At 60.8% G+C, this 21,277-nt stretch carries 18 protein-coding genes and 4 pseudogenes; 14 read left to right on the top strand and 8 right to left on the bottom strand.

The window, feature by feature from the left end:
• The first annotated feature begins 6 nt into the window (after positions 1-6).
• The 6 genes and pseudogenes from C443_RS01910 (at position 7) to C443_RS01930 (ending at position 3,981) form a co-directional block, all read left to right on the top strand.
• A complete protein-coding gene (locus tag C443_RS01910; protein WP_005533262.1) occupies positions 7-498 on the top strand; it encodes a YeeE/YedE family protein in 492 nt (163 codons plus the stop codon).
• Between the two features lie 67 nt (positions 499-565).
• Positions 566-1,027, top strand: coding sequence for a YeeE/YedE family protein (locus C443_RS01915; RefSeq protein WP_005533263.1), 462 nt, complete (start codon positions 566-568; stop codon positions 1,025-1,027).
• Positions 1,028-1,170: 143 nt separating this feature from the next.
• On the top strand, positions 1,171-1,575 hold the full coding sequence (locus tag C443_RS01920; protein WP_005533265.1) for a helix-turn-helix domain-containing protein: 405 nt from the start codon (positions 1,171-1,173) through the stop codon (positions 1,573-1,575).
• Between the two features lie 377 nt (positions 1,576-1,952).
• Positions 1,953-2,138, top strand: a pseudogene (locus C443_RS22350) (dihydrolipoamide dehydrogenase); the annotation flags it as partial.
• Between the two features lie 40 nt (positions 2,139-2,178).
• Positions 2,179-2,394, top strand: a pseudogene (locus C443_RS01925) (hypothetical protein); the annotation flags it as partial.
• A 162-nt stretch (positions 2,395-2,556) separates the two neighbouring features.
• Positions 2,557-3,981, top strand: a complete 1,425-nt coding sequence (locus C443_RS01930) for an FAD-dependent oxidoreductase (RefSeq protein ID WP_005533272.1) — start codon at positions 2,557-2,559, stop codon at positions 3,979-3,981.
• 15 nt (positions 3,982-3,996) lie between these two features.
• On the opposite strand, the gene C443_RS01935 is transcribed toward C443_RS01930, so the two are convergent.
• The 4 genes and pseudogenes from C443_RS01935 to C443_RS22355 form a co-directional block, all read right to left on the bottom strand.
• Positions 3,997-6,582: a calcium-translocating P-type ATPase, PMCA-type gene (locus C443_RS01935; protein WP_005533273.1), complete on the bottom strand. Its 2,586-nt coding sequence runs from the start codon at positions 6,580-6,582 to the stop codon at positions 3,997-3,999.
• Between the two features lie 224 nt (positions 6,583-6,806).
• The gene (locus tag C443_RS01940) at positions 6,807-7,241 is read right to left on the bottom strand and encodes a pyridoxamine 5'-phosphate oxidase family protein (RefSeq protein ID WP_005533275.1); all 435 of its coding nucleotides are present in this window, start codon (positions 7,239-7,241) and stop codon (positions 6,807-6,809) included.
• A 123-nt stretch (positions 7,242-7,364) separates the two neighbouring features.
• Positions 7,365-8,264, bottom strand: coding sequence for a universal stress protein (locus C443_RS01945; RefSeq protein ID WP_005533277.1), 900 nt, complete (start codon positions 8,262-8,264; stop codon positions 7,365-7,367).
• A gap of 255 nt (positions 8,265-8,519) precedes the next feature.
• Positions 8,520-8,815, bottom strand: a pseudogene (locus tag C443_RS22355) (DUF2267 domain-containing protein); the annotation flags it as partial.
• A 116-nt stretch (positions 8,816-8,931) separates the two neighbouring features.
• On the opposite strand from C443_RS22355, the gene C443_RS01955 reads away from it, so the two are divergent.
• The 5 genes from C443_RS01955 (at position 8,932) to C443_RS01975 (ending at position 11,680) form a co-directional block, all read left to right on the top strand.
• The gene (locus C443_RS01955; RefSeq protein ID WP_005533281.1) at positions 8,932-9,411 is read left to right on the top strand and encodes a pyridoxamine 5'-phosphate oxidase family protein; all 480 of its coding nucleotides are present in this window, start codon (positions 8,932-8,934) and stop codon (positions 9,409-9,411) included.
• Positions 9,412-9,577: 166 nt separating this feature from the next.
• Positions 9,578-10,000 (top strand): universal stress protein, encoded by a 423-nt coding sequence (locus C443_RS01960; RefSeq protein ID WP_005533284.1) that lies wholly within the window; start codon positions 9,578-9,580, stop codon positions 9,998-10,000.
• Between the two features lie 187 nt (positions 10,001-10,187).
• Positions 10,188-10,463, top strand: a complete 276-nt coding sequence (locus C443_RS01965; protein ID WP_005533286.1) for a DUF7471 family protein — start codon at positions 10,188-10,190, stop codon at positions 10,461-10,463.
• 58 nt (positions 10,464-10,521) lie between these two features.
• A complete protein-coding gene (locus tag C443_RS01970) occupies positions 10,522-11,082 on the top strand; it encodes a nitrous oxide reductase accessory protein NosL (RefSeq protein WP_005533288.1) in 561 nt (186 codons plus the stop codon).
• Positions 11,083-11,152: 70 nt separating this feature from the next.
• Positions 11,153-11,680, top strand: coding sequence for a winged helix-turn-helix transcriptional regulator (locus C443_RS01975; protein ID WP_005533290.1), 528 nt, complete (start codon positions 11,153-11,155; stop codon positions 11,678-11,680).
• A gap of 2 nt (positions 11,681-11,682) precedes the next feature.
• Here the strand turns inward: C443_RS01975 and C443_RS01980 are convergent, their stop codons facing one another.
• The 4 genes and pseudogenes from C443_RS01980 to C443_RS22035 form a co-directional block, all read right to left on the bottom strand.
• Positions 11,683-12,495 (bottom strand): ABC transporter permease, encoded by an 813-nt coding sequence (locus C443_RS01980; protein ID WP_005533292.1) that lies wholly within the window; start codon positions 12,493-12,495, stop codon positions 11,683-11,685.
• Positions 12,492-13,217, bottom strand: coding sequence for an ABC transporter ATP-binding protein (locus tag C443_RS01985; RefSeq protein ID WP_005533294.1), 726 nt, complete (start codon positions 13,215-13,217; stop codon positions 12,492-12,494). The genes C443_RS01980 and C443_RS01985 overlap by 4 nt, the downstream gene beginning before the upstream one ends.
• Positions 13,214-15,127 (bottom strand): NosD domain-containing protein, encoded by a 1,914-nt coding sequence (locus C443_RS01990; protein WP_005533295.1) that lies wholly within the window; start codon positions 15,125-15,127, stop codon positions 13,214-13,216. The genes C443_RS01985 and C443_RS01990 overlap by 4 nt, the downstream gene beginning before the upstream one ends.
• Before the next feature lie 165 nt (positions 15,128-15,292).
• Positions 15,293-15,906, bottom strand: a pseudogene (locus tag C443_RS22035) (IS5/IS1182 family transposase); the annotation flags it as partial.
• Between the two features lie 53 nt (positions 15,907-15,959).
• On the opposite strand from C443_RS22035, the gene C443_RS02000 reads away from it, so the two are divergent.
• From C443_RS02000 to fdhF, 3 genes are all read left to right on the top strand, one after another.
• Complete coding sequence (locus tag C443_RS02000) at positions 15,960-16,307, top strand: hypothetical protein (protein WP_005533297.1); 348 nt, start codon at positions 15,960-15,962, stop codon at positions 16,305-16,307.
• A gap of 94 nt (positions 16,308-16,401) precedes the next feature.
• On the top strand, positions 16,402-18,015 hold the full coding sequence (locus C443_RS02005) for a hypothetical protein (protein WP_152422995.1): 1,614 nt from the start codon (positions 16,402-16,404) through the stop codon (positions 18,013-18,015).
• A gap of 682 nt (positions 18,016-18,697) precedes the next feature.
• A complete protein-coding gene (gene fdhF, locus C443_RS02010) occupies positions 18,698-20,764 on the top strand; it encodes a formate dehydrogenase subunit alpha (protein WP_005533299.1) in 2,067 nt (688 codons plus the stop codon).
• Positions 20,765-21,277 lie beyond the last annotated feature (513 nt).

The raw sequence follows: 21,277 nt of genomic DNA on the forward strand, positions 1-21,277 counted from the left end.
ACGCCAATGGTGATTGAGGCACTCCCACTGCAGGTAACCGCCGAACTGTTTCCGAACGGCATCAGTCGCTACGCCGTCGGTGGCTTGCTAGTCGGGCTCGGGACTGTCGTCGTCTATCTCAGCACCGGCATCAGCGCCGGCGCGAGTACATTTCTTGAGTCGACGCTGTCGTACGTCTCGGATCGGTCCCGGTTCCAGCAGTACGTCAGTTCCCGTGACTGGCGCGTCGTGTTCACGCTCGGTATCATCCTCGGGGCGGCCGTGTACGCGGTCGTCTATCAGGGCGGCGCATGGACCACCGATGTCCAGCCGTGGCGGCTCCTCCTCGGTGGGCTATTCGTCGGTATCGGAACACGCGTCGGGAAGGGCTGTACGTCGGGCCACGGCGTCTGTGGCGTCGGCTCAGCGTCGAAAACGTCGATAATCGGCGTCCTGACGTTCCTCGCAGTCGCCATCATCACTGCACAACTGATTTCGGCACTGGGGGTGAGTCCGTGAACTGCGAGAGTCGAGCGGAGCGAGAGTCTCGAAACGAGCGAACGGGAGCGACCGGAGGGAGCGACACGTGAGCGACGACCGCCACCCCGCGTTCATGCCGCTGATTCTCGTCGGCGGCCTCGTCTTCGGGTTCGGACTCGCGTACAGCCAGATGGCGCGCCCGGAAGTCGTCCTGGATTTCCTCCAGTTCGAGGACTTCGGGCTGGTGTTCGTGATGTTCGGCGGCGCTGCCGTGACAGGGGTGACCTTCTTCCTCGCGCCCCGCCTCCTCGGCCGCGCGCCGCTGACTGGCGATACCTTCGAACGGCGTCTGAAGTCCTTCGACCGGAGCGTGCTGGTCGGCGGTGCCATCTTCGGCGTCGGCTGGGGGCTGTCCGGCATCTGTCCGGGGGCTGCCTACGCGAGCCTTGGTATCGGCAACGTCACTATCCTCTGGGCGCTCGCCGGGATGTTCATCGGCGCGTATCTCCAGGGCTACTGGCGAACCCGGAGCGAGACTCGCGAGACAGCCGCGACGGGCGCAGACTAGCCGTTCGGTGTGGTCTGTAGCAGGTATGTTATGAACGCGCTCATCCGTCCGTCAGAGGGCAGTTTTTGCCGGATCGTGCGTGCATTTGTGTGAACCGTACACAAGTCTTATTACCGCGTAGCGGCTACGAACAGGTGATAACGATGCCAGATTCGATGTCTGAACAGCTCCGCCGGGATATGCAGTGTGAGGGGCTGTTGGAATGTTTCCACGGGCTCAAAGAACTCGACAAAGAGTGCTTTCGAGCGCTCGTCGAGGCTGACGAACCGCTGACCGTCGACGAACTCGCCGACGCGGTCGACCGCGAGCGCTCGACTGCGTATCGCGCCGTCCAGCGACTCCTCCAGACGGGGTTCATCGAGAAGGACCAGATCAACTACGACCAAGGCGGCTACTACCACGTCTACTCGCCAACGGACCCGTCACAGATCGCAGGCGAGATGCAGCGGATGCTCAACGACTGGTACGCGAAGATGGGCCAACTGATTCAGGAGTTCGAGAACAAGTACGAACAGTCCGACACTTCAACTCCTACTGCCGAAAGCTAACGCCGCCGTCTTCTCTCGATCGCCCTCTGTCACTCCCGTGCCGAGCGGATTTCTGTATGTGATCGGCTGGTTGTCACTATTCTTGGCAGATGAGTGTTATTGTACTTATTACACATTTCTATTGTCACTCACGTCGATATAGCTGATACTCGACTATATCCAGTTCGCTCGCGGCGACTGTACGCCTTCGCCCAGTGGTACGACCACAGCACAGAGAGAGCGTAGTGCTCGAGTGATTACTTCACTGCATTCTCTGCTGGCAGACGCTGTGAGGGGTTCCGGTCGACAATTGAGGACAGTGCTACCCACTCGTCGTGGTTAGTATGTGAGGACATTTCCCGGGACCGTTCATATTGCTGGACGGTGACAGGGCTTATATGAACGAGGTTGATTTCCTGGTCATCAGCTTCGGGTCCGGGTTAGACGTGGCAAACGCCGCCGCGAACCAGAGACAATCAGTCGCGGTCGTGGAAAAAGGCCCCCTCGGCGGGACGTGTCTCAACCGTGGCTGTATCTCTTCGAAGCGGTTGTTGTATCACGCCGACGTGCTGGAGACCGTCGAGGTCGTCAACGGTGCGGAGGAGGGCACACAGGTCCGGGTCGACACGGTGCTTTCCGGAACTCGAAGACGAGGACAGCGACTACCACGAACTGTACCAGACCGTCAAGGACGACACGGCGGTCTGTGACTACTGTTCCGGTGCGTTCGGCGTCGAAGACGCCGTCGCCGATTCCGGGCTCGTCACGCTGGACGAGCACGACGGCCACCCGAGTATTCGCTCGCTCGTCGACGACGACTACGAAATCATCACGTTCTAATCCCAGGCGCGGGGTGGTCACGTTCGACCTCACTGTGGCGAATCCTCGACCTCATACGGTCGTGAACGCAGTATGGGAACCGCAGATGATCGATAGCCAGTAGCCCACGCAGTTACCCGGACCTCACTCAACGCTTAGTACCGCAGCGACACGAGGGCCTGTATGACGGACCCGTTCGTAGTCATCGGTGGCGACGCAGCCGGACTGAGCGCCGCAAGCAAATTCGCTCGCGAGGCACCGGACCGTGACGTGATTGTCTTCGAAAAGGGCGAGTGGGTGTCATATGCCCACTGCGGGACACCCTACTACGTCAAAGGGACTGTCGAGCGGCTGACGGACCTCCTCTCGCTGTCGCCCGAGCAGGCGGCCGAGCGGGGGATCGACCTCCGCCGGAACCACGAGGTCGTCGGCGTCGACACCGACTCTGAGGCAGTCACCGTCACCCACGACGGCGAGACGTTCAGCCAGCCATACGGCAACCTCCTCGTCGCGACGGGCGCACACGCGGTGACCGGGCCGATACCGGGGGCGGAACTCGACGGCGCGTTCACGATGCACGGGCTCGATTCGGCCGCCGCGGTCCGCGCCGCGCTGTCCAAACCCGGTGACTCCGCCGTCGACACGAGTATCGAGTACGGCGATACGGCGCTCGTCGAGAAGTACACAGAGTGGAAGCCACCGGAGCGAGTCGCCATCGTCGGCGGCGGCTACGTCGGCGTGGAGATGGCCGAGGCGTTCCGGGCTCACGACGTCGAGACACACCTCTTCCAGCGATCGGGCCACCTTCTGCCACCGTTCGGCGAAGCGGTCGGCGAACGCGTTGCCGACCACCTCCGGGAACAGGGTGTGACACTACATCTGGACACCGCCGTTGACGAAATCATCGGCGACGAACACGGGCGCATAGCGTCGGTTACCCACGACGGCGGGACCACCGACGTGGGCCTCGCGCTGGTCGGTATCGGCATCGAGCCGAACACGGCCCTCGTCGCTGACACCACGGTAGACCTCGGGGCCTCCGGGGCGATAGCGGTCGACAAGTACGGGGCGACGAGCGTCGACGGGGTCTACGCCGCCGGGGACTGCGCCGAAGCCAGCCACGCCGTGACCGGCGAGCCTGACTGGGTACCGCTCGGACTGACCGCGAACCGGGCCGGTCGCGCGATCGGGCAGACCGTCGCCGACGATCCCTCGCCGGTCGGAAACATCGCTGGAACAGCCGTTGTCAAAGCGTTCGACCTCGAATGCGGTCGCGTCGGCCTCCTCGACCACGAGCAGGCCAGCGCGAACGGCTTCGATCCGGTATCAAAAACAGTCACGGCCGGCTCCCGGTCAGGGTACTACCCCGGCGGCGACGACACCGACGTGACGCTGGTCGCCGACCAGAAGAGTGGTCGCCTGCTGGGCGGGGCAATCGTCGGGGCAGACCGGGCGGCGATACGTATCGACACGCTCGCGACGGCCATCGAGGCAGACATGACTATCGACGAACTCGAACGACTGGACCTGGCGTACGCACCGCCGTTTAGCCCCGTCTGGGACCCGGTGCTGGTCGCCGCGAAAGTACTCAACGGACAGCTGGAGTGACGGCGGCCCGACCCGTTACAGCCGCTGCACCCCACTGGCGACAGCGAGGTACAGCGGCAGAGCAAGCAGGAGGCCGCCACCAAGCAACCCCCAATCAGTGAGTCCGAGCGGGACCGTCCCGAAGTAGACGTTGAGAGGGGTGTACAGCACAGCGAGTTGCAGGAGTATCGACCCGCCCACTGCGGACGCTAGCCACCAATTGGATAGCGTCGGTGTCTCCCGGAGCCAGCGGATCACGTACAGTTTCTCGAATTCGAGGAACACGAACCCGGTGAACACCATCGTCATCGCGTAGGGCGTGACTGCGGGTGCGCCGGCAAGCGTGACCAGCAGCAGTCCGAGCATCACAGTTGTCGAGATGACGCCTGTGCCCCCGATGAGCGCGAGCATGTCGTGGTCGACGATGCCGCGATTCGGGTCTCTGGGCGGTCGCTGCATCACGTCATCGCTTTTGGGATCGGCCCCGAGCGCGAGTGCTGGCAGACCGTCGGTCAGGAGATTAATCCACAGCAACTGGACCGCCGGCAGGACGAGGTAGCCAAAGAGCGAAGCGATAAAGACGATGGCGACTTCGGCCACGTTGGCACTCAGCAGGTAGCCGACGAACTTCCAGACGTTGTCGAAGATCGCCCGTCCGCGTTCGATTGCCCGCTCAATCGTCGCGTAGTTATCGTCCAGCAAAATAACGTCGCTGGCCTGTTTGGCCACGTCAGTCCCACGGACGCCCATCGCGACGCCGATATCGGCGTTCTTCAGCGCCGGTGCGTCGTTGACCCCATCGCCCGTCATTGCGACGGTGTGACCGTTCGCCTGCAACGCCTGCAGGATCCGGACCTTGTGCTCCGGAGAGGTGCGTGCGAACACGTCCACAGACTCGACACGGTCACGGAGCACTTCATCGGAGCAGTCCTCGACGTCGCGGCCTTCCATCACGCGCTGGCCTAATCCGAGTTCGCCGGCAATGGCTGCGGCGGTCCTGACGTTGTCACCGGTGACCATCTTCACGCCAACGCCTGCACGCTCGGTCGCCGCGATAGCGTCGGCGACCTCCTCGCGGGCCGGGTCGATCATGCCGACCAGCCCGGCGAAGATCAGGTCGTCACTGACATCGTCGGCCGCGCCGGTCGTATCATCGCGTTCGACCACGTCGACATCTTCTGTGTACGCCACTGCGAGTACCCTGAGCGCGTCGTCAGCGAACGCCCCGACTTGCTCCCTGATCTGCTCGGCTCCGTCGGGCGTCAGGTCCGCCGGGCCGGTATCGGTGAGGACACGGGCGCACTTCGAGAGGATTACGTCGGGTGCGCCTTTCACGTAGACCGTGTCATCGTGAACGGTGCCCATCCACTTGCGCTCCGACGAGAACGGGATTTCGTCCGTCCTCGGGTGCTCTTCACGGAGGCGTTCGACGTCGATTCCGGACTCATCAGCCGCCGTGACGATGGCCCGCTCCGTTGGATCTCCCCCTTCGAGTGTCGCATCGCTACATAGTGTCCCTGCGCGGAGCACCGTGGCAACGCGGTCCGGTAGGGTCTCCCCGTTTATCTCGTCACTGTCGACAACAGCGTCGTTGACCCAGATCTGACTGACCGACATTCGCCCCTCGGTCAGCGTCCCGGTCTTGTCTGTACAGATGACATCGACAGAGCCCAGCGCCTCGACGGCGGGCAAGCGCCGCACGAGCGCGTTCTCGTCGGCCATCTTCCGAACACCGAGGGCCAGCGTTAGCGTCACAACCGCTGGCAATCCCTCGGGAACGGCGGCTACGGCGAGCGATATCGCGGTGAGTGCCGCCTGAACCAGTTCGGTCCCCTGGAAGACGAGGAGTGGAACCACAAGCACAGCGAGGATCATTACGCCGACGCCGAGCGTCCGCCCGAGCGTGTCGAGTTCGGTCTGTAGCGGTGTGTCGGTCTCCCCTGTGTCCGCGAGTTGTCGGGCGATGGACCCGACCTCGGTGTCCATCCCAGTTGTCGTGAGGACGGCAATAGCCGAACCGCGCGTGACGTTCGTCCCCTTGTACACCATCGATTCGCGCTCCGCAAGCGGTGCATCGGGGGCCACCGGGTCGGTTCCCTTCGAGACCGGCGTACTCTCACCGGTGAGTGCTGCTTCGTCTACCTCCAGAGACTGACAGTCGATCACTCGACCGTCGGCTGGAACGACGTCGCCGCTCTCCAGTTCGATAACGTCGCCCGGAACGAGTTCGGTCGCGTCGACCTCAACGGACTGTCCGCCGCGCCTGACTGTCGCGGTGGGAGCGGTCAGTTCCCGCAAGGATTCGAGTGTTCCCTCTGCGCGGTAGTCCTGAACGAAGCCGAACAGGCCGTTCCCGACCACAATCACGGCGATCAGTACTGCGTCGATAGCGTTGCCCGCCCACACGGACAGTATCGCGGCCGCGACGAGAACCCAGATAAGGGCGCTATCGAACTGGGCGACAGCGATGTCGAGTGGTGTCCGTTCGCTCCCCTGCGTTATTTCGTTCTCGCCGTGTCTGTCGCGCCGAGTTCGGGCCTCTGCCGGCGAGAGTCCATCGCGCTCGCTGTCGAGTCCCGAAAGAACGTCGGTAGTTGGTTGCGTGTGGGCGGCGTCGGGCATGGGAGTCTGATCTGCCGCTATGTTGATATATGTTTGTCCCCACAGTACAGCGTTCTTCCTTGAGCCGCTGGTTTCGACGGTAAAGGAGACGTATCGGGCTCGTGATAACCGCGCCCGTAATGATTGGACAAGCGGAGATCCGAGGCGCAGATGTGAGCGTCGTATCCCGGGATCTGGTAATGGCAGACTAGCGATGAGCGAGTACTGTCACGAACCGTCCCGCGTTAGGGTTCGGTCCGTCCCGTCAGGTCATCTGGCACGAGACGGTAGAATTCGAAGGTCACTTCCCGGAGCGGCCGTTCGAAGATGTCGATCAGCGGAATTTCGACGTGTTCGAGTCCTTCTAGCGTTTCCGTCTCGATTCCCTCCCGTTCGACGTCTTCGAGCCGACCGTTGGCGACCACACTCTGCCACCCCGTATCTGTCTCGCGATACGTCACGAAGGTCGCCGCGCGGTCGCTGAGTTCGCCTTTCGACTTCTCCGTCCCAACAGCCAGCCGGAAATAGAAGGTGGTACTCGACGTGTCGTACCCATACGAAACCGGAACCGAGTGTGGCGGCGCGTCGCCGGCGGCGAGCGAGAGGACACCCGTCCCCCCGTTGTCCAGAAACGCGTCCCGTTCCTCGTCGGTCAATGTAACCGGGTTGTCCGCGGACATAGTTAGTGTCACGTCAGGAACAACAATAAGTGCACGGTCGCATCGTATCTGACTGTTGCCCTGCCGAGGAGACGGTAGAGACCGTACTCGGTCGGGCCCAAACAGACCAGATCGCGTGTCCTGTCATTCGTCGACGCGCTGGTCTCGGGCGTTGACTGCGAGTACAGGCATGTCGGCGTGTCTGATGATGCGTTCTGTCGTGCTTCCCATGAGGAACCGATTGAGACCGGTCCGACCGGCTGTCCCCATAGCGATCAGATCGATGTCGTTCTCCTCAGCGTACTCGAGAATATCTGCTGCCGGGAATCCACTGACGACCCGTGTGACAGTTTCCACTCCGGATTCGCGTGCTCGTGCCGCAATCCGCTCAGTCACTGTCTCCCCTTGCGATTCCAGTGACTCGATCAGGTCTTTCGGCAGCGTGTATTCGGAGCCGGTTGCGATATTGCTGAGATTGACGACGTTCAAAGCGTGAATGCGGGCGTCGAACTGCGCCGCAATCTCGCACGCGGGCTCAACTGCGGCCGCTGCGGGTTCGCTTCCGTCCGTCGGAACGAGGATATCGTCGTAGGGAGCAGTATCGCGACTCCGGTCGGTTGCACGGACGGTGAGAACAGGGACATCGGCCTGCCGAACGACGCTCTCTGTCACGCTCCCGGCGAGATATCGCCCGACACCTGTGCGGCCGTGTGTTCCCATAGCAATCAGGTCCACATCGTGATCGGCGCGGTATGCGCAAATCTCGTCAACTGGATCCCCCGTGCGGATAGTCGTCTGTATCGCTCCGGCGGCGTCCACCGCGTCCGTGATAGCCGCGGTTGTGTCTTCGGCGTCGGCCGTCATGCGGTCAAGTGTCTCGTCTTCGAGGTCGTCACCGCTGAATGGCCCGCCTGCTGGTCTCGTATCGATGACAGCTATGACGTGCAGGCTCGCGCTGAACGCACGGGAGAGGGCTGCCCCGTGCTCGGCGGCCCGGGTCGCGTGTTCGCTGCCGTCAGTCGGGATCAGAATTGAATTGAACATTGCTGTGTTTACGACTTGTTGCTGTCAGTAAATAAACTGCAGTCGCGATTCTCACGCTATTAGAAATCCAGCGGCTGAGACCGGCGTCTCAAATATTTTGACTGCGTTACCGGTAGTACTCGTCGGCGGATCTCCCAGAGTATGAGGGGTGGGCGTAACAATTGTACAGTTATTACCAGATTCTATTAGAGATATATTCGTTTGAAAGCGACATGAGGGCTGTTACTGACTGTCCTACTGAGGGGCTTCAGTAGACTACTGTGGACCACCACCGGTCTGCGCCTCTTCCGCCTCGCCCCAGCCACCGGCATCAACTATGCTGAAGAGTTCGCGCCAGTTTTCCTCGTCTTCACTTTCGGGGAGTTGGCTGTGGAGGGCCTGAAAGTCAGCGGCCGGGACTACTGTATACATCAGGTCAACAACGACGCGTTCGTGGGACGCTACGTCCGACGGTCCAACCTCTTCTATTTTCGCCGGTTGATGAACGCCGTCCAGTCAAACCGCTGGCCGTGGTCGTGGACGGCGCCGGTCATATACCGCTTAAGCCTGATTCCGGAGAGATGACAGTATCTGTAGTGTGGTCAGTCACTCCCTCTGAGAGGTCCGCTCTACTTTTTTATCGTGGGGTTGCATTCGTGATACGTAACTGGATGATCAGACGCGACCTATGACAATCGACCAATTAGAAGAGTACGGACTCGAACAGATGGACGACGAAGCGATTCGGGAATTCCTCGCGACACACTCGACCGGAGTCTTGGGGCTGCCGACGACAGACGTCCCGTATCTGCTGCCACTATCGTACGGCTTTGATGACGGAGCATGCCTCTATTTCACCTACCTCCTCGGCGAATCAAGCCGGAAAGCAGAACTGACTGAGCGGGCCGGCCGTGGCCGGTTTCTCGTCTATGACATCGACACCCAGTTTGAGTGGCAGAGCGTGATGCTTGCCGGCGATATCAGCAGTGTGCCGGAGGACGACTGGTCGGATATCACGGCGATGACGCAGAACGCCTGGCGACCCAACACGCTCCAAGCGGCCACCACCTCCAGCGGGGTCGCACTCTACGAGTTCGAGATAACGGATCTCGCCGGTATCCGACAAACCGGACTGGCACCCGACTTCCGGGAGAACATCGAACCGTGACTGTGGCTGGCCTGTGACAGGAAACGGCGTTTATATGATTGAAAATACGGTATTTTCGCAAAATCCGACTGATTGCGCTGTGGCTGCTCGCCATACATAACAATAGATTATCGGTGTTTGAGAATGGTCAGCTGATTGAAATAGTATGACGACCATTTCCTCTAGTATGTACGACACAATTGTGGTTGCAACCGACGGCAGTGCTGACGCGAACCGCGCAGCGACACACGCGCTCGAACAGGCCGAGCAACACGGTGCCGAGCTTCACGCAGTCTTTGTTGTCGATACGGATCAACACGCTGAGCCAGCACTGAGCAGCATGGAGCTGGAAACTATCGAGATCGAGGAATGGGGGAACAAAGAGCTCACGGAAATCGCTGAGAGAGGCGACGGACTCGATGTCGAGGTCACCACTCGGTGCTGCCACGGGAAACCGTACGTGGAGATTATCAGCTATGCTGACGAAGTCGACGCCGACCTGATCGTGCTCGGATACCACGGCCATTCCCACAGCAAAGGCGACCAGATCGGAAGTGTGACCGACCGGGTCGTCCAGAACGCGGGACGTCCGGTACTGGTGGCTACCTGAGTGAGTGACACAGAGACCTTTCAGACGGGCATACACCGGCGAAGCTGTCTCGGAGCACTCACCTCGGCGTTAAGGTTCGGGCACGACAGCGACCGCGACCGAAACCGATTCCAGTGCAACCGCCCGAAACGTGACCTGAGAGATGTTCCAACCGACGGCTGACTGGATTAGTCCCGGTCAATCCGCAATGTTGATTGCCGTGCTGGGACTTGCTACGCTCGGAACGGTGGCGCTGTTTTTCGTCGCGGCGGCCAGTACACACCGACGCCGGTCGCGGCCGTACGTTCTGTTGACTGTCGCTATCGGGTTGCTGGTCCTTCGGTCGGTGGTCGGCATCGGGACTGTCCTCGGGGCTGTCCCGATGGTAGTACATCACCTCACTGAACACGGGTTCGATTTCCTCATCGCGCTGCTGGTGCTGAGTGCGATCTATTCGGTCGCGCCGCCGAGCGTCCCCGACTGACCTACGTTTCGACGGTCACACCATGAACCATTTGGTGTCGTCTAGTGTATTATCTAGTATGTCTGACTATGCACCAGCCCTGACACGCCGGCAGTTCGTCGTCGGGACCGCGACAGTCGTGTCGCTCTCGGGGTGTCTGGGGGCCAGTGAGGAGATGGAACCGGTCAGTATCGAAAGCGGCCAGAACTGTGACCAGTGTGGGATGGTCATCGACCAGCACCCGGGACCAACCGGTCAAACGTACTACCAGGACAACACGCCCGAGGGGCACGACCCGCCGGCACGGTTCTGCAGTACGACCTGTACGTATCGGCACCGGTTCGCCAAAGAACAGTCGGGGTGGACGCCGGCGGAGACGTTCCTGACCGACTACAGTACAACTGACTACGAAACCCAGACCGACGGGGGCAAGGCCATCATCTCCCGACATCTGGGACGAGAAGCCTTCGCTTCGACTGAAACACTTACCGTCGTCGCGAGTTCCGACGTGGAGGGCGCGATGGGAACCGCTATCGTTCCATTTAGCGACAGCGCGGACGCCGAGTCGTTCGCCGAAGAGTACGGCGGCCAGACCCTCCCTGCCGAGGACATAACCCGAGAACTGGTGGGTGGGATGTAAGCGAGTTCCCGCGGAGTGAGAACGTCCGATACCCTGTTGTCCCGGAGGCTGGAAAGCCGTACTGAAGACTATGTCCACGGTTACTGAGCAAGTGCGTTCCCACGTCGAGTCCAAACCGGGAGTCCATTTCAACGCGCTTGCAGCGGATCTCGATATCGCGACTGGACAAGCACAGTATCACCTGCGGAAACTACGCCGTGCCGGCGACGTCGTCGCCGAAGAGATTCAGGGCAAAACGCATTATTACAGCCGGGAGTACGGTCCCTGGGAGCGACGTGTGCTCGCGTTTGCCCGGCGAGAGACTGCGCGGACAATTCTCCTGCATCTGCTGGAAGCGGACTCCCTGTCGGCAGACGAACTGACTGACCGGCTGGGAGTCGCCCGGAGTACGGTCTCCTGGCACGTTTCTGCACTGGCTGACGCAGAGATACTCGAAAAATCGTACGGCGAACGGGGGCGTGTCGTTGTCGCTCTGACCGAGCCGGACGAGACACAGCGGCTCCTCGCGGCGGTCCGTCCGTCGCTCACGGACCGTCTCATCGACCGGTTCACGCGGCTGGTCGACGACGGGCTCGCGGCCGCAACTGACGGCGGCTGAGGTCAGGCCGCATCCGTCGCAAGCATCGCCCCCACGAATGTGAGTCCCCACCAGAACAGGAGCGAGAGGGCGGCGACCCACGTCGGGACGAACGCTGACCGACCCGGAACAGCGACGTACAGAACCTGATCGAACACGAGTCCGCGGTAGGCTCCCGCCGGAGTCATGGCGAGCGCGCCGCCGAGTGTGCTCGTGGTGACACCGCTATCGAGCCCCGCGAACACCGCCAAGTCGCCTCCGACGGTGATGACAAGCAGTCCGGCGAGTGCGAGCACGAGCGCTCGGCCCCGGCTGCCGGCGAGCGCCGACAGCAGGAACGCGATAGTCAGCGACGAGAGCGCGTACAGGACTGTCAGTGCGATAAACCGGATAAACAGGAACGGCGAGTCGACACCGCGATGGCTCGCAAACACCGTCGTCTCCGGGCCTGCGGTCGTCGCCACGTTGATACCCAGGGCCAGCAACGGGACGACGATAATAGTGAGCAACAGCAGGGCACGACCCGCGTACACCCCGCCGACGTACGACCACGTCGAGAGTGGGTAAGTGTCGAGTATATCGAGTTCTCCCCGGACAGCGGGGTCGGCGATCGCGCGATAGCCGACCGCAAAAGCAAGCGTCGGCACGAGTACTTCGACCGCAACGAGCGTGTCGACGACAGTGGGGACGTAGCCGCCGGCGGGGCCGCCACCGGCATGAGCGAGGGCGAACAGGACGATCCCCGTGACCACACCGAGCGCGATGTAGGTGCGTGTCCTGACTGCACTCTGTACCTCTCGCACGAAGACCGTCCAGAAGCGGTTGCTCTCCGTCATGCCTGCTCCCCCTCTGGCGCAGCGATAGTGGCTTTGTCCTGTTCCAGAAGCGCTGTGAACGTCTCGTGGAGCGGCCCGCCGGTCTGCTTCCGAAGCGATTCCACCGACCCGGTCCGCAAGAGGCGGCCGGATTCGAGTACTGCTAGTCGGTCAGCCGTCTCCTCGACGAGCGGCAGTTCGTGCGAGCAGAGAACCACAGCGCGACCGGCGTCGGCAATCGACTCGACGATATCGAATATCAACCGACTCATTGCCGGATCGAGGCCGCTCGCCGGTTCGTCGAGCATCACGATCGGCGGGTCACCGGCCAGTGCCTGTGCGATCCCCAGAAGGCGCGTCATCCCCCCGGACAGCCCTGACACGGGACGGGCAGCCACTTCTTCGAGGCCGACACGTTCGAGCAGTCGGTCCGGATCGTCGTCGACGAGGTCCGCGTAGAATCCGGCCGTCTCCCGGACGCTGAACCCCGGCCGGAAGGTCGGCCGCTGTGGCAGGTAGCCCAGCTGGCGTTCGGCCTCAGGCCCACCGTACGAGACGGTGCCACTGGTGGGTCGCTCGACGCCCAGAAGCATACGCAGGAGCGTCGTTTTCCCGGACCCGTTCGGGCCGATGAACCCGGTTACGGCATCGGACGGAATGTCGAGTGACACCTCCGAGACGGCCGTCACATCGCCGTACGTCTTCGTGACCTCGTCCGCCGTGAGGTACGTCTCGCCAGTCATGCTGGTTCCTCCATGGCTGTCTCGTTTCGCAGTCGCTCGACAGCCCCGGGATTCGCAGGGTCTGTCAGCGGAGCCCTATCGACAATGGTTCCCCGGCGGAAGCCAGGCGTGGTGCCACGGAGTGCACGGAGACCACGAACGCTCGGTGCTGATCTGAGGACGACCGCAGCGTCGGTCTGGTGGAGGCGGCGGTCAACAGAGTCGGTGGGTGAGTAGGACTGGCCCAGTGTTGGCCCAGTTCCGCCAGTAAGGTCGTACGCACCGCTCCAGTAGTTCCCCCGACCTTCGTGCGTGTACACGCGTAGCGGTCCCGGTCCCGAGATGGCGTGGCGGTCGTTCGCGATGAAATCGTTCTTGGTGACGATGTTCGACGGGACGACTGTCGACGCCCGCACACCGATGTCATTCCCGTAGAGAACGTTGTGCTCGTACAGGGACCGGTCGGCGTTTGTCGACATTGCCTGCGTAGTGTCGACTACCACGTTGTGTGCAATATAGCTCCGGGAGCCGGCTAACATGACGCCGCTACCGGAGTGGCGCACGTCGTTCCCGACGATGGCGTTCGCCATAGGGTTCGTCATGACGACGACGCCGGCGTACTCCTGTCCCCGGGCGACGTTGTCCGCGACGAGCGCCCGGGAGGTGTACATCAGGTGGACGCCGAAGCGGTTGTCCCGGAACGTGTTGTTCCGGACGGCGGTCCCGTCGGCCCGGTGGAGGTACACGCCGTCACGCCCGCCGTTGAAGACCGAATCCTGCACGACGATTGACCCGTGCATCCCGATCACGCCCATGAATCCGTCCTGCCAGTCTGCCGTCCCGTTCACCGTGCTGTTCTCGACGACCGCTCCGGGTGTCCGCCGCAGAACGACGCCGCTGGCGGGCGTCTCGACGCTGAGGTTCGCAACGTACAGTCCGGACGCGTTTCGACCGGTCACGGCGGCATCGCTGTTGCCGTAGGCGGTCGTGACGGTGGCGTCCCAGGCGCTATCGTTGCTCTGCGTCGGGTCGCCGACCGTCGTGTTGCCGACGCCGACGATGTCGAACCCGGTGACACCGACCCGGTCGGCGGTCACTGTCACGACTGTGCCGTTGCCACCCCCGTCAAGCGTCGCTCCGGGGCCGCTGAGGGTGAGTGGCTTGTCTATCGTCACCTGCTCCTCGTACGTGCCAGTCGGGACGACGACCGTCGTATTCGGCGGGGCCGCATCGACGGCTGCCTGAACCGTCGGGGCATCGGTTCCGACTTCGACCGAGACGGGCCGATTTCGACGCTGGCGAGCCGCCTGTACGGTGGCGTTCGTATCGTTTCGCCGCGGACCGACCTGCTCTCGGACTGCTGCCGCCTGTTCGAGGTCGAACGAGTGGGATTTGAGCGCCTCCCAATCGATGACTCGGCCGCCACAGCTATCGGCGAATGCGTCTGCGTCGTCCCGATCGGCAAACGGCACAACCGCCGGTCCGGATGGTACCCGCGCCGCACCGTCGACGACGTAGTGGGCCTGATTGGCTTCGACCCAGTCCGGCGGTGTGGCTGTCCGGAGCGAGCCATCGTCGCCGCACCTGACCGGGCGGTCACTGTAGTCGGAAACGTACACCACGAGTGGATACCCGAACTGCTGCTCGTGTCCCGGCTCGGTGAGCGCGGTCACAGCCTGACTGATACCGACGTAGCCGACGACGTAGCGGTACTGTGAGTAGAAGACTTGCGCGCGCGGGACGCTGATACTCCGATTCCGGGCGATCTGTTCGTCGGCCATCGTGATGCCACGTTGTACAGTGTTATCGAACGCCACCGGTTCGGGGCGGGCGCTAGTGGTATCGATGGCAAACGACGCAGCGAAAACCATTGTACCGAGAACTACTGCGAGTATCGCGAAGAGTTGCACAGTCGTCAGGGCTGGTCGCATCTACCGGTACTACGAGCGATGTCCCATTACAGTATGTGGTGTGCCTCTCGAAACTGCCAGCACACCCACACACGGTCTGCCATGCCGGAAGCCAGCCCTGACACTGTTCGAGAGCCATGGTGTTGCCCCACTCGGCTCTGTAGTTTCGATACACTGCGGTGCATGTCACGGATATCGGATGCTCCAGCGGAGGTTGTAGACGGTGACTTTGAGGATTAATTCACGGAATTCAAACCAGATTCACGCACGCGCGGCAACGCCGAGCGTCCGCTTGATCCTTACGAAGGCGGTGTCAGATATGGATCGCTGGTGGTACAGATCACTGTCCATGCGGGCGTTGTGGGCGTACTCGAGTGAGTTGAACATACCGTGTTTGATCGGCGACGGATACCATTTCGACGGAGTTCGTCACGGAAGGCTTTTGTATCGTATCCTCTGTCAGGAGCGAGGCCTCGGCGGTCGCCCGTGTTTCGGCGGGCGACCTACGAGCCGCTCTTGGCGTCGTGTTTCATTGAGATGGTCGAGTAGATGCCGGTGGTGTATAGGGTTTCGACATCCACCAGAGCAGTCACTTTCAACGCTCGGACGCGGTAGCCTGTGTGGTTGGCGTAGTATCGGCTTCAAGCTTTGATCGTGACCAGCCAAGCATCAATCGCAGCATTGCCTTCCCGTGTCTTGACTGACGCGTAGAGAAACGCACGCCAAACTTTGGTCGGAATCCGGGCAAACCAGGTCCAGAGAACCGTATAATGAGGCAGTCGTGTGAGACCGATGACCTCTGCTTCGTTCGCTGAGGAATCCCACAATCTTCTATCCGGAGTTCTACCACGAGATGAGCGGTCCCGAAAATCGCTTGCCGGGTTGCGAACAGGTGTTTAGTTATAACGCAGAGGCAGGGCGACTGATTCGCAAAATCAGTCACAACGACCACCGTCGCCACCGCCACTGCCCGGAGTGTGGCCTCGTCTCGTTCGGCGGCAAGCTCGGCGACCGACCGGCCGATGTGTTTCGAGCAGTGCTTGACAAGATCCTCGCCGCCTGCAAGCATATTTCTCAGTCACGGATTCGCCGGCTTCGTGAGGGGGCTATGAAACGGAAGCGCGAATATGGGCGTTCGGACACGGCTAACGTCGAAGAGATGCTCAACGATATTCGTCTCGGGTCCGAGCGACAAAACTGATGCAATTTCTAAGAACGATAACCACTGAAAGGCTAATTTACATTTGTTTGGGCAAGTGGTATATTTATAACCGACTGTAAGTAAGAGATCAGCAATGAGTTTTGATCAATTCCGCGGTTATATTGAACGTAAATCGGGCTGGTCAATTCAGGATTTATTTGCGACAGTGGTCTTAGGCGCATTACCACTTATTTTCGCTCGTAATGCCTTCCTCAAAGATGGATATGCTTTTGGCAATGAGGTGTTCTCAAATCTTATACCACCAATACACGTTCGCCGCGCGCTTTCCCAAGGCGAACTACCACTAACTGCCCCATGGTTTGGCGGCAGGTCGATCTGGGCGAATCCGATGTTCAAGGGCTTCTATCCACCAGCACTCCCGATGTATATTCCGCAGGTACCACTTGATATCGCCTTGGAGGTGGTAGCAGGTGCCCATCTGACAGCAATTCCAGTTGTGGCGTACTGGTGCGCACGTCGGGATCTCGATATAGCTCATGCAGCACCGTATGCGCTCATTTGGCTCTTCATCGCTTGGCCGCACTACTCCGGCGGGCAGTTAGAAAAACTGTTCGCGTTTCCGTGGGTTGTCCTCACCGTCCACCAGTTGCTGCCCCGCTATCTAAACTCGGCATCCCGGCGAGCTGGAGTAATCGCCGGCATTGGGATTGGGGCGGCATTCTTAGCAGGCGGAATGTACTATACGTTCTATCTCTGCGTGTTCACCGGCGTTTTGATTGTAGCCACGCAGGCGTGGCGATTCGCCACCGGGGTTGCGCTCGGTTCACTCGTCGGCCTCCCTCACGTCATTACTATCATTCCATCGCTACTGAATGCCTCAAAGCGACCGCCAGTGTCGCACTCGCTTGATTTAGTCCAGCAGGCACTCGTTATTTCTGGTCTGCATCCAGTCATTTCAGTCGTGCCCGGCCACCTAATCGGAGCTGGCTATGCAACAGTCGGTATTCCAACACTTGCATTTGCTGGGCTCGGAATTTGGATTGCTAACAACCACGGTGGATTCGACCGGCGATGGGCGTTTGGGGTGTTAGGCGTCGCAGTCATTGGTGCACTGCTTGCGACAGGATTCTGGGCAATCTACAGGATACCTGGCATCTCTATTTTCCGTAGTGCTGGCCGTGCGACCGACTTGATAGCGTTCGCCTGTTTGTTGCTAACGGTGTTCGCATTTCGCGAGACGGAGTTCACAACATATCAGTCAGCACGCCGGATTGGGACTACGTTGCTGGTCGCCTGTGTAATAACGACCATGGTTGCACAACCTGCATTCGCTGGGTTCGCAGCACAACATCCAAATGAGGGTCGGGCAGTTGCTCAAGCACTCGATGCTCAGGGGTGTGATGAGGTATGGCTTGAACACGTCCACACGTGGGGTGGCAAAGTTCGGGTGCGGCCTGCGAAAGCATCGTTTGCAGCTGTTGAACGGGGCATCGTCGTGCAGGGCGGCCACTACGGGGATATCGGACAGTCATGGACAGTGACTGGTCCGGATGGGGAGCCAACATTCGACGCACTCGTTGTTGGAAAAAAACCCCCTGAAACGGCTCATTTGACTCGGCCGTTCGAATACGAAGAGTCAACCATTGTTGGCCAGGTCAACATGAGTTCCTTCGAACTTGTTGATACTGTCCCGCTTGAGGAAGATGGAGCAGAGGCGTTTATTTACGCCTACGAAGGCCGCTGTTAACGCGCTGTAGAAGCGCAGATCGTTGGTCACACTTTTTCGAGGTCACACATGGCAGAGACAAACAACCCCGGTAGAAGGTAGTATCGGCACAATGCGGCGCTCTTTCGTCCAGAAAGTCGCCGGGGTGGCAGTGATGTATTGGTCCCTCGATCAAGATGGTGACGGAGACTATCTGGACGATCTCCTCCGTCTGAGCGATGAGGGCCGTCCAATCAGCTTAGCAGTCGACAATGATGGCTCTCGGGTTGCTGACGGACTGGGTGTGCTTGATGCCAGTCTTGGCATCCCTGCCACCGAACCCTCAACGGAGACCATACAACGTCAGCAACGTACAAGTCTAACGGTATCCCGTCAATCAGTTGGATCGATTCTCAGACCGATCTGATTCTGACTTGAACAATGCGTTGCAGGACCACGCCGATGGGGCACTTATCGACAATGGCGGCTTGATCATCGATGCATCGATCATGCTGCCAGCTGACAAGACACTGTACCTGTATAACGAGGCTAGTGTCTGTGTCAGTATGGACTGCCACGTGGCTCGTTGAACACACTGAACTGCAAGAGCGTACTCAGGCGCTCGAAGATACGATTAAGGAACAACAGGACACTCCATTCATAAACACGCCTACGTTTTACCGATGAACTACTTGTAGCTGCGCTCCCATCATTCAATTTATAAATGGGCGCCAATCAGGACCGAAACCCCCGGGCCGAACAGACAGTCTGCCCGTACTGTGGCGTTGGCTGTACGATACAGTACGCTGGCAACGGGAAGGCGACCGGCACAGCGGGGCCAGTGAACACGAAAGGAGAGATCTGTCCAAAGGGCGGGGCCGCGTACGACGTGGTCGAACACGAAGATCGGTTGACCGAGCCACTCGTCCGTGAGAACGGGCGTTTTGCCACTGCCCCCTGGGAAACCGCCCTATCTCGCGTGACCGACCGACTCACGGAAATCATCGACCAGCACGGGTCGGACGCCGTCGAGTTCTTCGCATCATCGAACTGCACAAACGAGGAGAACTACGTCTTGCAGAAGATTGCCCGGATGCTCGGCACCAACAACGTCGACAACTGCGCTCGCCTCTGTCATTCGTCGACGGTCGCCGCGATGAGCGAGCGGTTCGGTGCCGGGGCGATGACGAACACACTCGATGACCTCGCCGAAACCGACTGTCTGCTCGTGACCGGGGCGAACCCAGCCGAACAGCATCCCGTCATTTTCCGTTCGTACTTCGTGCCGGCGATTCGCAACGGAGCAACACTCATCCATATCGACCAGCGCGAGACGGACACGACCAATGCTGCCGACATCCACCTCGATGTTCGTCCCGGATACGATATCCAGCTCCTCAATTCGATGGCGAAGGTCATCCTCGATGAGGAACTCGTCGACGAGTCCTTTGTTGAGGAACGGACGACCGGCTACGCGGACCTGACAGCACACCTTGACGATGTCGACATCGGGTCGGGTGCCGACGTGGCCGGCGTCGACCCGGAAACCGTTCAGGAGGCGGCCCGAACGTACGCCGAGGCCGATAGAGCGGCAATCATCACCGGGATGGGAATGAGCCAGCACGCGTGCGGGACCGACAACGTCCACGCGCTGTTGAACCTCGCGCTGCTGACCGGTAACGTCGGCCGCCCAGGCACCGGCGTGAACCCGCTTCGGGGCCAGAACAACGTGCAGGGGGCCGGCGACATCGGAGCGCTTCCCAGCGTGCTCCCCGGCTACGAACCCGTCACGGACCCGGATGCCCGACAGCGAGTCGCAGACGAGTGGGGCGTCGAGCCGCCGAGCGAACCCGGCCTGACGGAGACGACTGCGACGCACCAATTCGGTGACGAGATCAAGGCTGCGGTCGTGTTCGGCGAGAACCCGGCTGTCACGGAGCCAAACGCTACCTCTGTCGGGGCCGGCTTCGACGAGCTCGACTTCTGTGTCGTCATCGACCTCTTCGAGACTGCGACCGTCGACCACGCCGATGTCGTGCTCCCCGGAAGCAGTTGGGCAGAGAAAGCGGGGACCGTGACCAACACGGACCGGCGGGTGATGCGGATGCGACCGAACGCTGATCTGCCCGGGAACGCCCGCCGGGACCTCGATATCCTCACAGATCTCGGTCAGCGGCTGGTCGACCAGTCGGACGCGTTCGACTACGACGGACCGGAAGCGGTTTTCGAAGAGCTAACGCGAGTCAATCCGCTGTACGCCGGAATGAGTTACGACGGCATCGGTGATAGCTTCCAGCGGTGGCCGTTCCCGGCGGACGCCGATTCCGGAACCGACGTTCTCCATACGGAGACGTTCGCGTCGGGCGAGCAAACAGCATCGCTGGCCCCAGTCTCGCCGACGCCGCCGGCCGATGCCGTCACCGGGGAGCAACTCGTTCTCACGACGGGGCGCGTGCTCCAGCACTTCAACAGCGGCGCACTCACTCGCCGGTCAGAGACGCTCATGCGAATGCGCGGGGAAGATGTCCTCGAGATCCACCCGGACGATGCCGCCGCTCGCGGTATCGAGGACGGCGATACGGTGGTCGTCGAGAGCGAGCGCGGCAGCGTGACAGTGTCGGCGGCTGTGACGGCGACCATTCGGCCCGGAGTCGTGTTCTGTACGTTCCACTATCTGGACCCGCTCGCAAACGCCCTGACCGGCGATGCGCTCGATCCCGTCGCCGAGATCCCAGAGTACAAGCATTCGGCGGTGGAAGTGCGAACGCCAGCGGCTACCACACAAGAGTAGGAGGGAGCCGGGGAAACTCCAGTGACGGTTGAGAAGGTCGAACTGATACGTTCCAGAGGCAGTATGCAGTTCGGCACTGCAGCGCGACCGACTCTTGCCAGAACCGTATCTCTACCTGCGTCCGTATTTCAACGGACGACGTTCAGCGGACGTCGAGCATCTCTTGGCAGTCAATACGGCGATGAGATGAGTGGCTACTGGTCTACTTACGCTGCATGCAGTCGCAGGCAGATGAGGCTCCCCAGCGTTCAAACGGACCGGTTGACCGCCGTGAGAGGCCATTCGGTGCCTGATGAGGGTTTTAGGCACATCACTTACCCGTGTGGGTACTCAATTCGAACCTACCCTACGTATCATGGTTCCCGGAGAGCCCCTGCCGCATCCGTCGGACGAACACGAGAGATATCCGCCAATTCACTGCGACGCATGTCGGTCTGCACTGCAATCTCCTGATGGTCTGCCGTCGTTCCTGCTTCTCGATCAGCTAACAGTTCCGATTGTAGGCTGTACTGA

Source organism: Haloarcula argentinensis DSM 12282, from assembly GCA_000336895.1.
GTDB lineage: Archaea > Halobacteriota > Halobacteria > Halobacteriales > Haloarculaceae > Haloarcula > Haloarcula argentinensis.

Bases quoted from the DNA above. Each gene is read 5' to 3' on its own strand.
- C443_RS01930 (WP_005533272.1), top strand. From the start codon at position 2,557: ATGACGGACCCGTTCGTAGTCATCGGTGGCGACGCAGCCGGACTGAGC.
- C443_RS01990 (WP_005533295.1), bottom strand. From the start codon at position 15,127: ATGCGACCAGCCCTGACGACTGTGCAACTCTTCGCGATACTCGCAGTA.
- C443_RS01985 (WP_005533294.1), bottom strand. From the start codon at position 13,217: ATGACTGGCGAGACGTACCTCACGGCGGACGAGGTCACGAAGACGTAC.
- C443_RS01975 (WP_005533290.1), top strand. From the start codon at position 11,153: ATGTCCACGGTTACTGAGCAAGTGCGTTCCCACGTCGAGTCCAAACCG.
- C443_RS01960 (WP_005533284.1), top strand. From the start codon at position 9,578: ATGTACGACACAATTGTGGTTGCAACCGACGGCAGTGCTGACGCGAAC.
- C443_RS01935 (WP_005533273.1), bottom strand. From the start codon at position 6,582: ATGCCCGACGCCGCCCACACGCAACCAACTACCGACGTTCTTTCGGGA.
- C443_RS01955 (WP_005533281.1), top strand. From the start codon at position 8,932: ATGACAATCGACCAATTAGAAGAGTACGGACTCGAACAGATGGACGAC.
- C443_RS01940 (WP_005533275.1), bottom strand. From the start codon at position 7,241: ATGTCCGCGGACAACCCGGTTACATTGACCGACGAGGAACGGGACGCG.
- C443_RS01980 (WP_005533292.1), bottom strand. From the start codon at position 12,495: ATGACGGAGAGCAACCGCTTCTGGACGGTCTTCGTGCGAGAGGTACAG.
- C443_RS01910 (WP_005533262.1), top strand. From the start codon at position 7: ATGGTGATTGAGGCACTCCCACTGCAGGTAACCGCCGAACTGTTTCCG.
- C443_RS01965 (WP_005533286.1), top strand. From the start codon at position 10,188: ATGTTGATTGCCGTGCTGGGACTTGCTACGCTCGGAACGGTGGCGCTG.
- fdhF (WP_005533299.1), top strand. From the start codon at position 18,698: ATGGGCGCCAATCAGGACCGAAACCCCCGGGCCGAACAGACAGTCTGC.
- C443_RS02000 (WP_005533297.1), top strand. From the start codon at position 15,960: ATGAGCGGTCCCGAAAATCGCTTGCCGGGTTGCGAACAGGTGTTTAGT.
- C443_RS01920 (WP_005533265.1), top strand. From the start codon at position 1,171: ATGCCAGATTCGATGTCTGAACAGCTCCGCCGGGATATGCAGTGTGAG.
- C443_RS01970 (WP_005533288.1), top strand. From the start codon at position 10,522: ATGTCTGACTATGCACCAGCCCTGACACGCCGGCAGTTCGTCGTCGGG.
- C443_RS01945 (WP_005533277.1), bottom strand. From the start codon at position 8,264: ATGTTCAATTCAATTCTGATCCCGACTGACGGCAGCGAACACGCGACC.
- C443_RS02005 (WP_152422995.1), top strand. From the start codon at position 16,402: ATGAGTTTTGATCAATTCCGCGGTTATATTGAACGTAAATCGGGCTGG.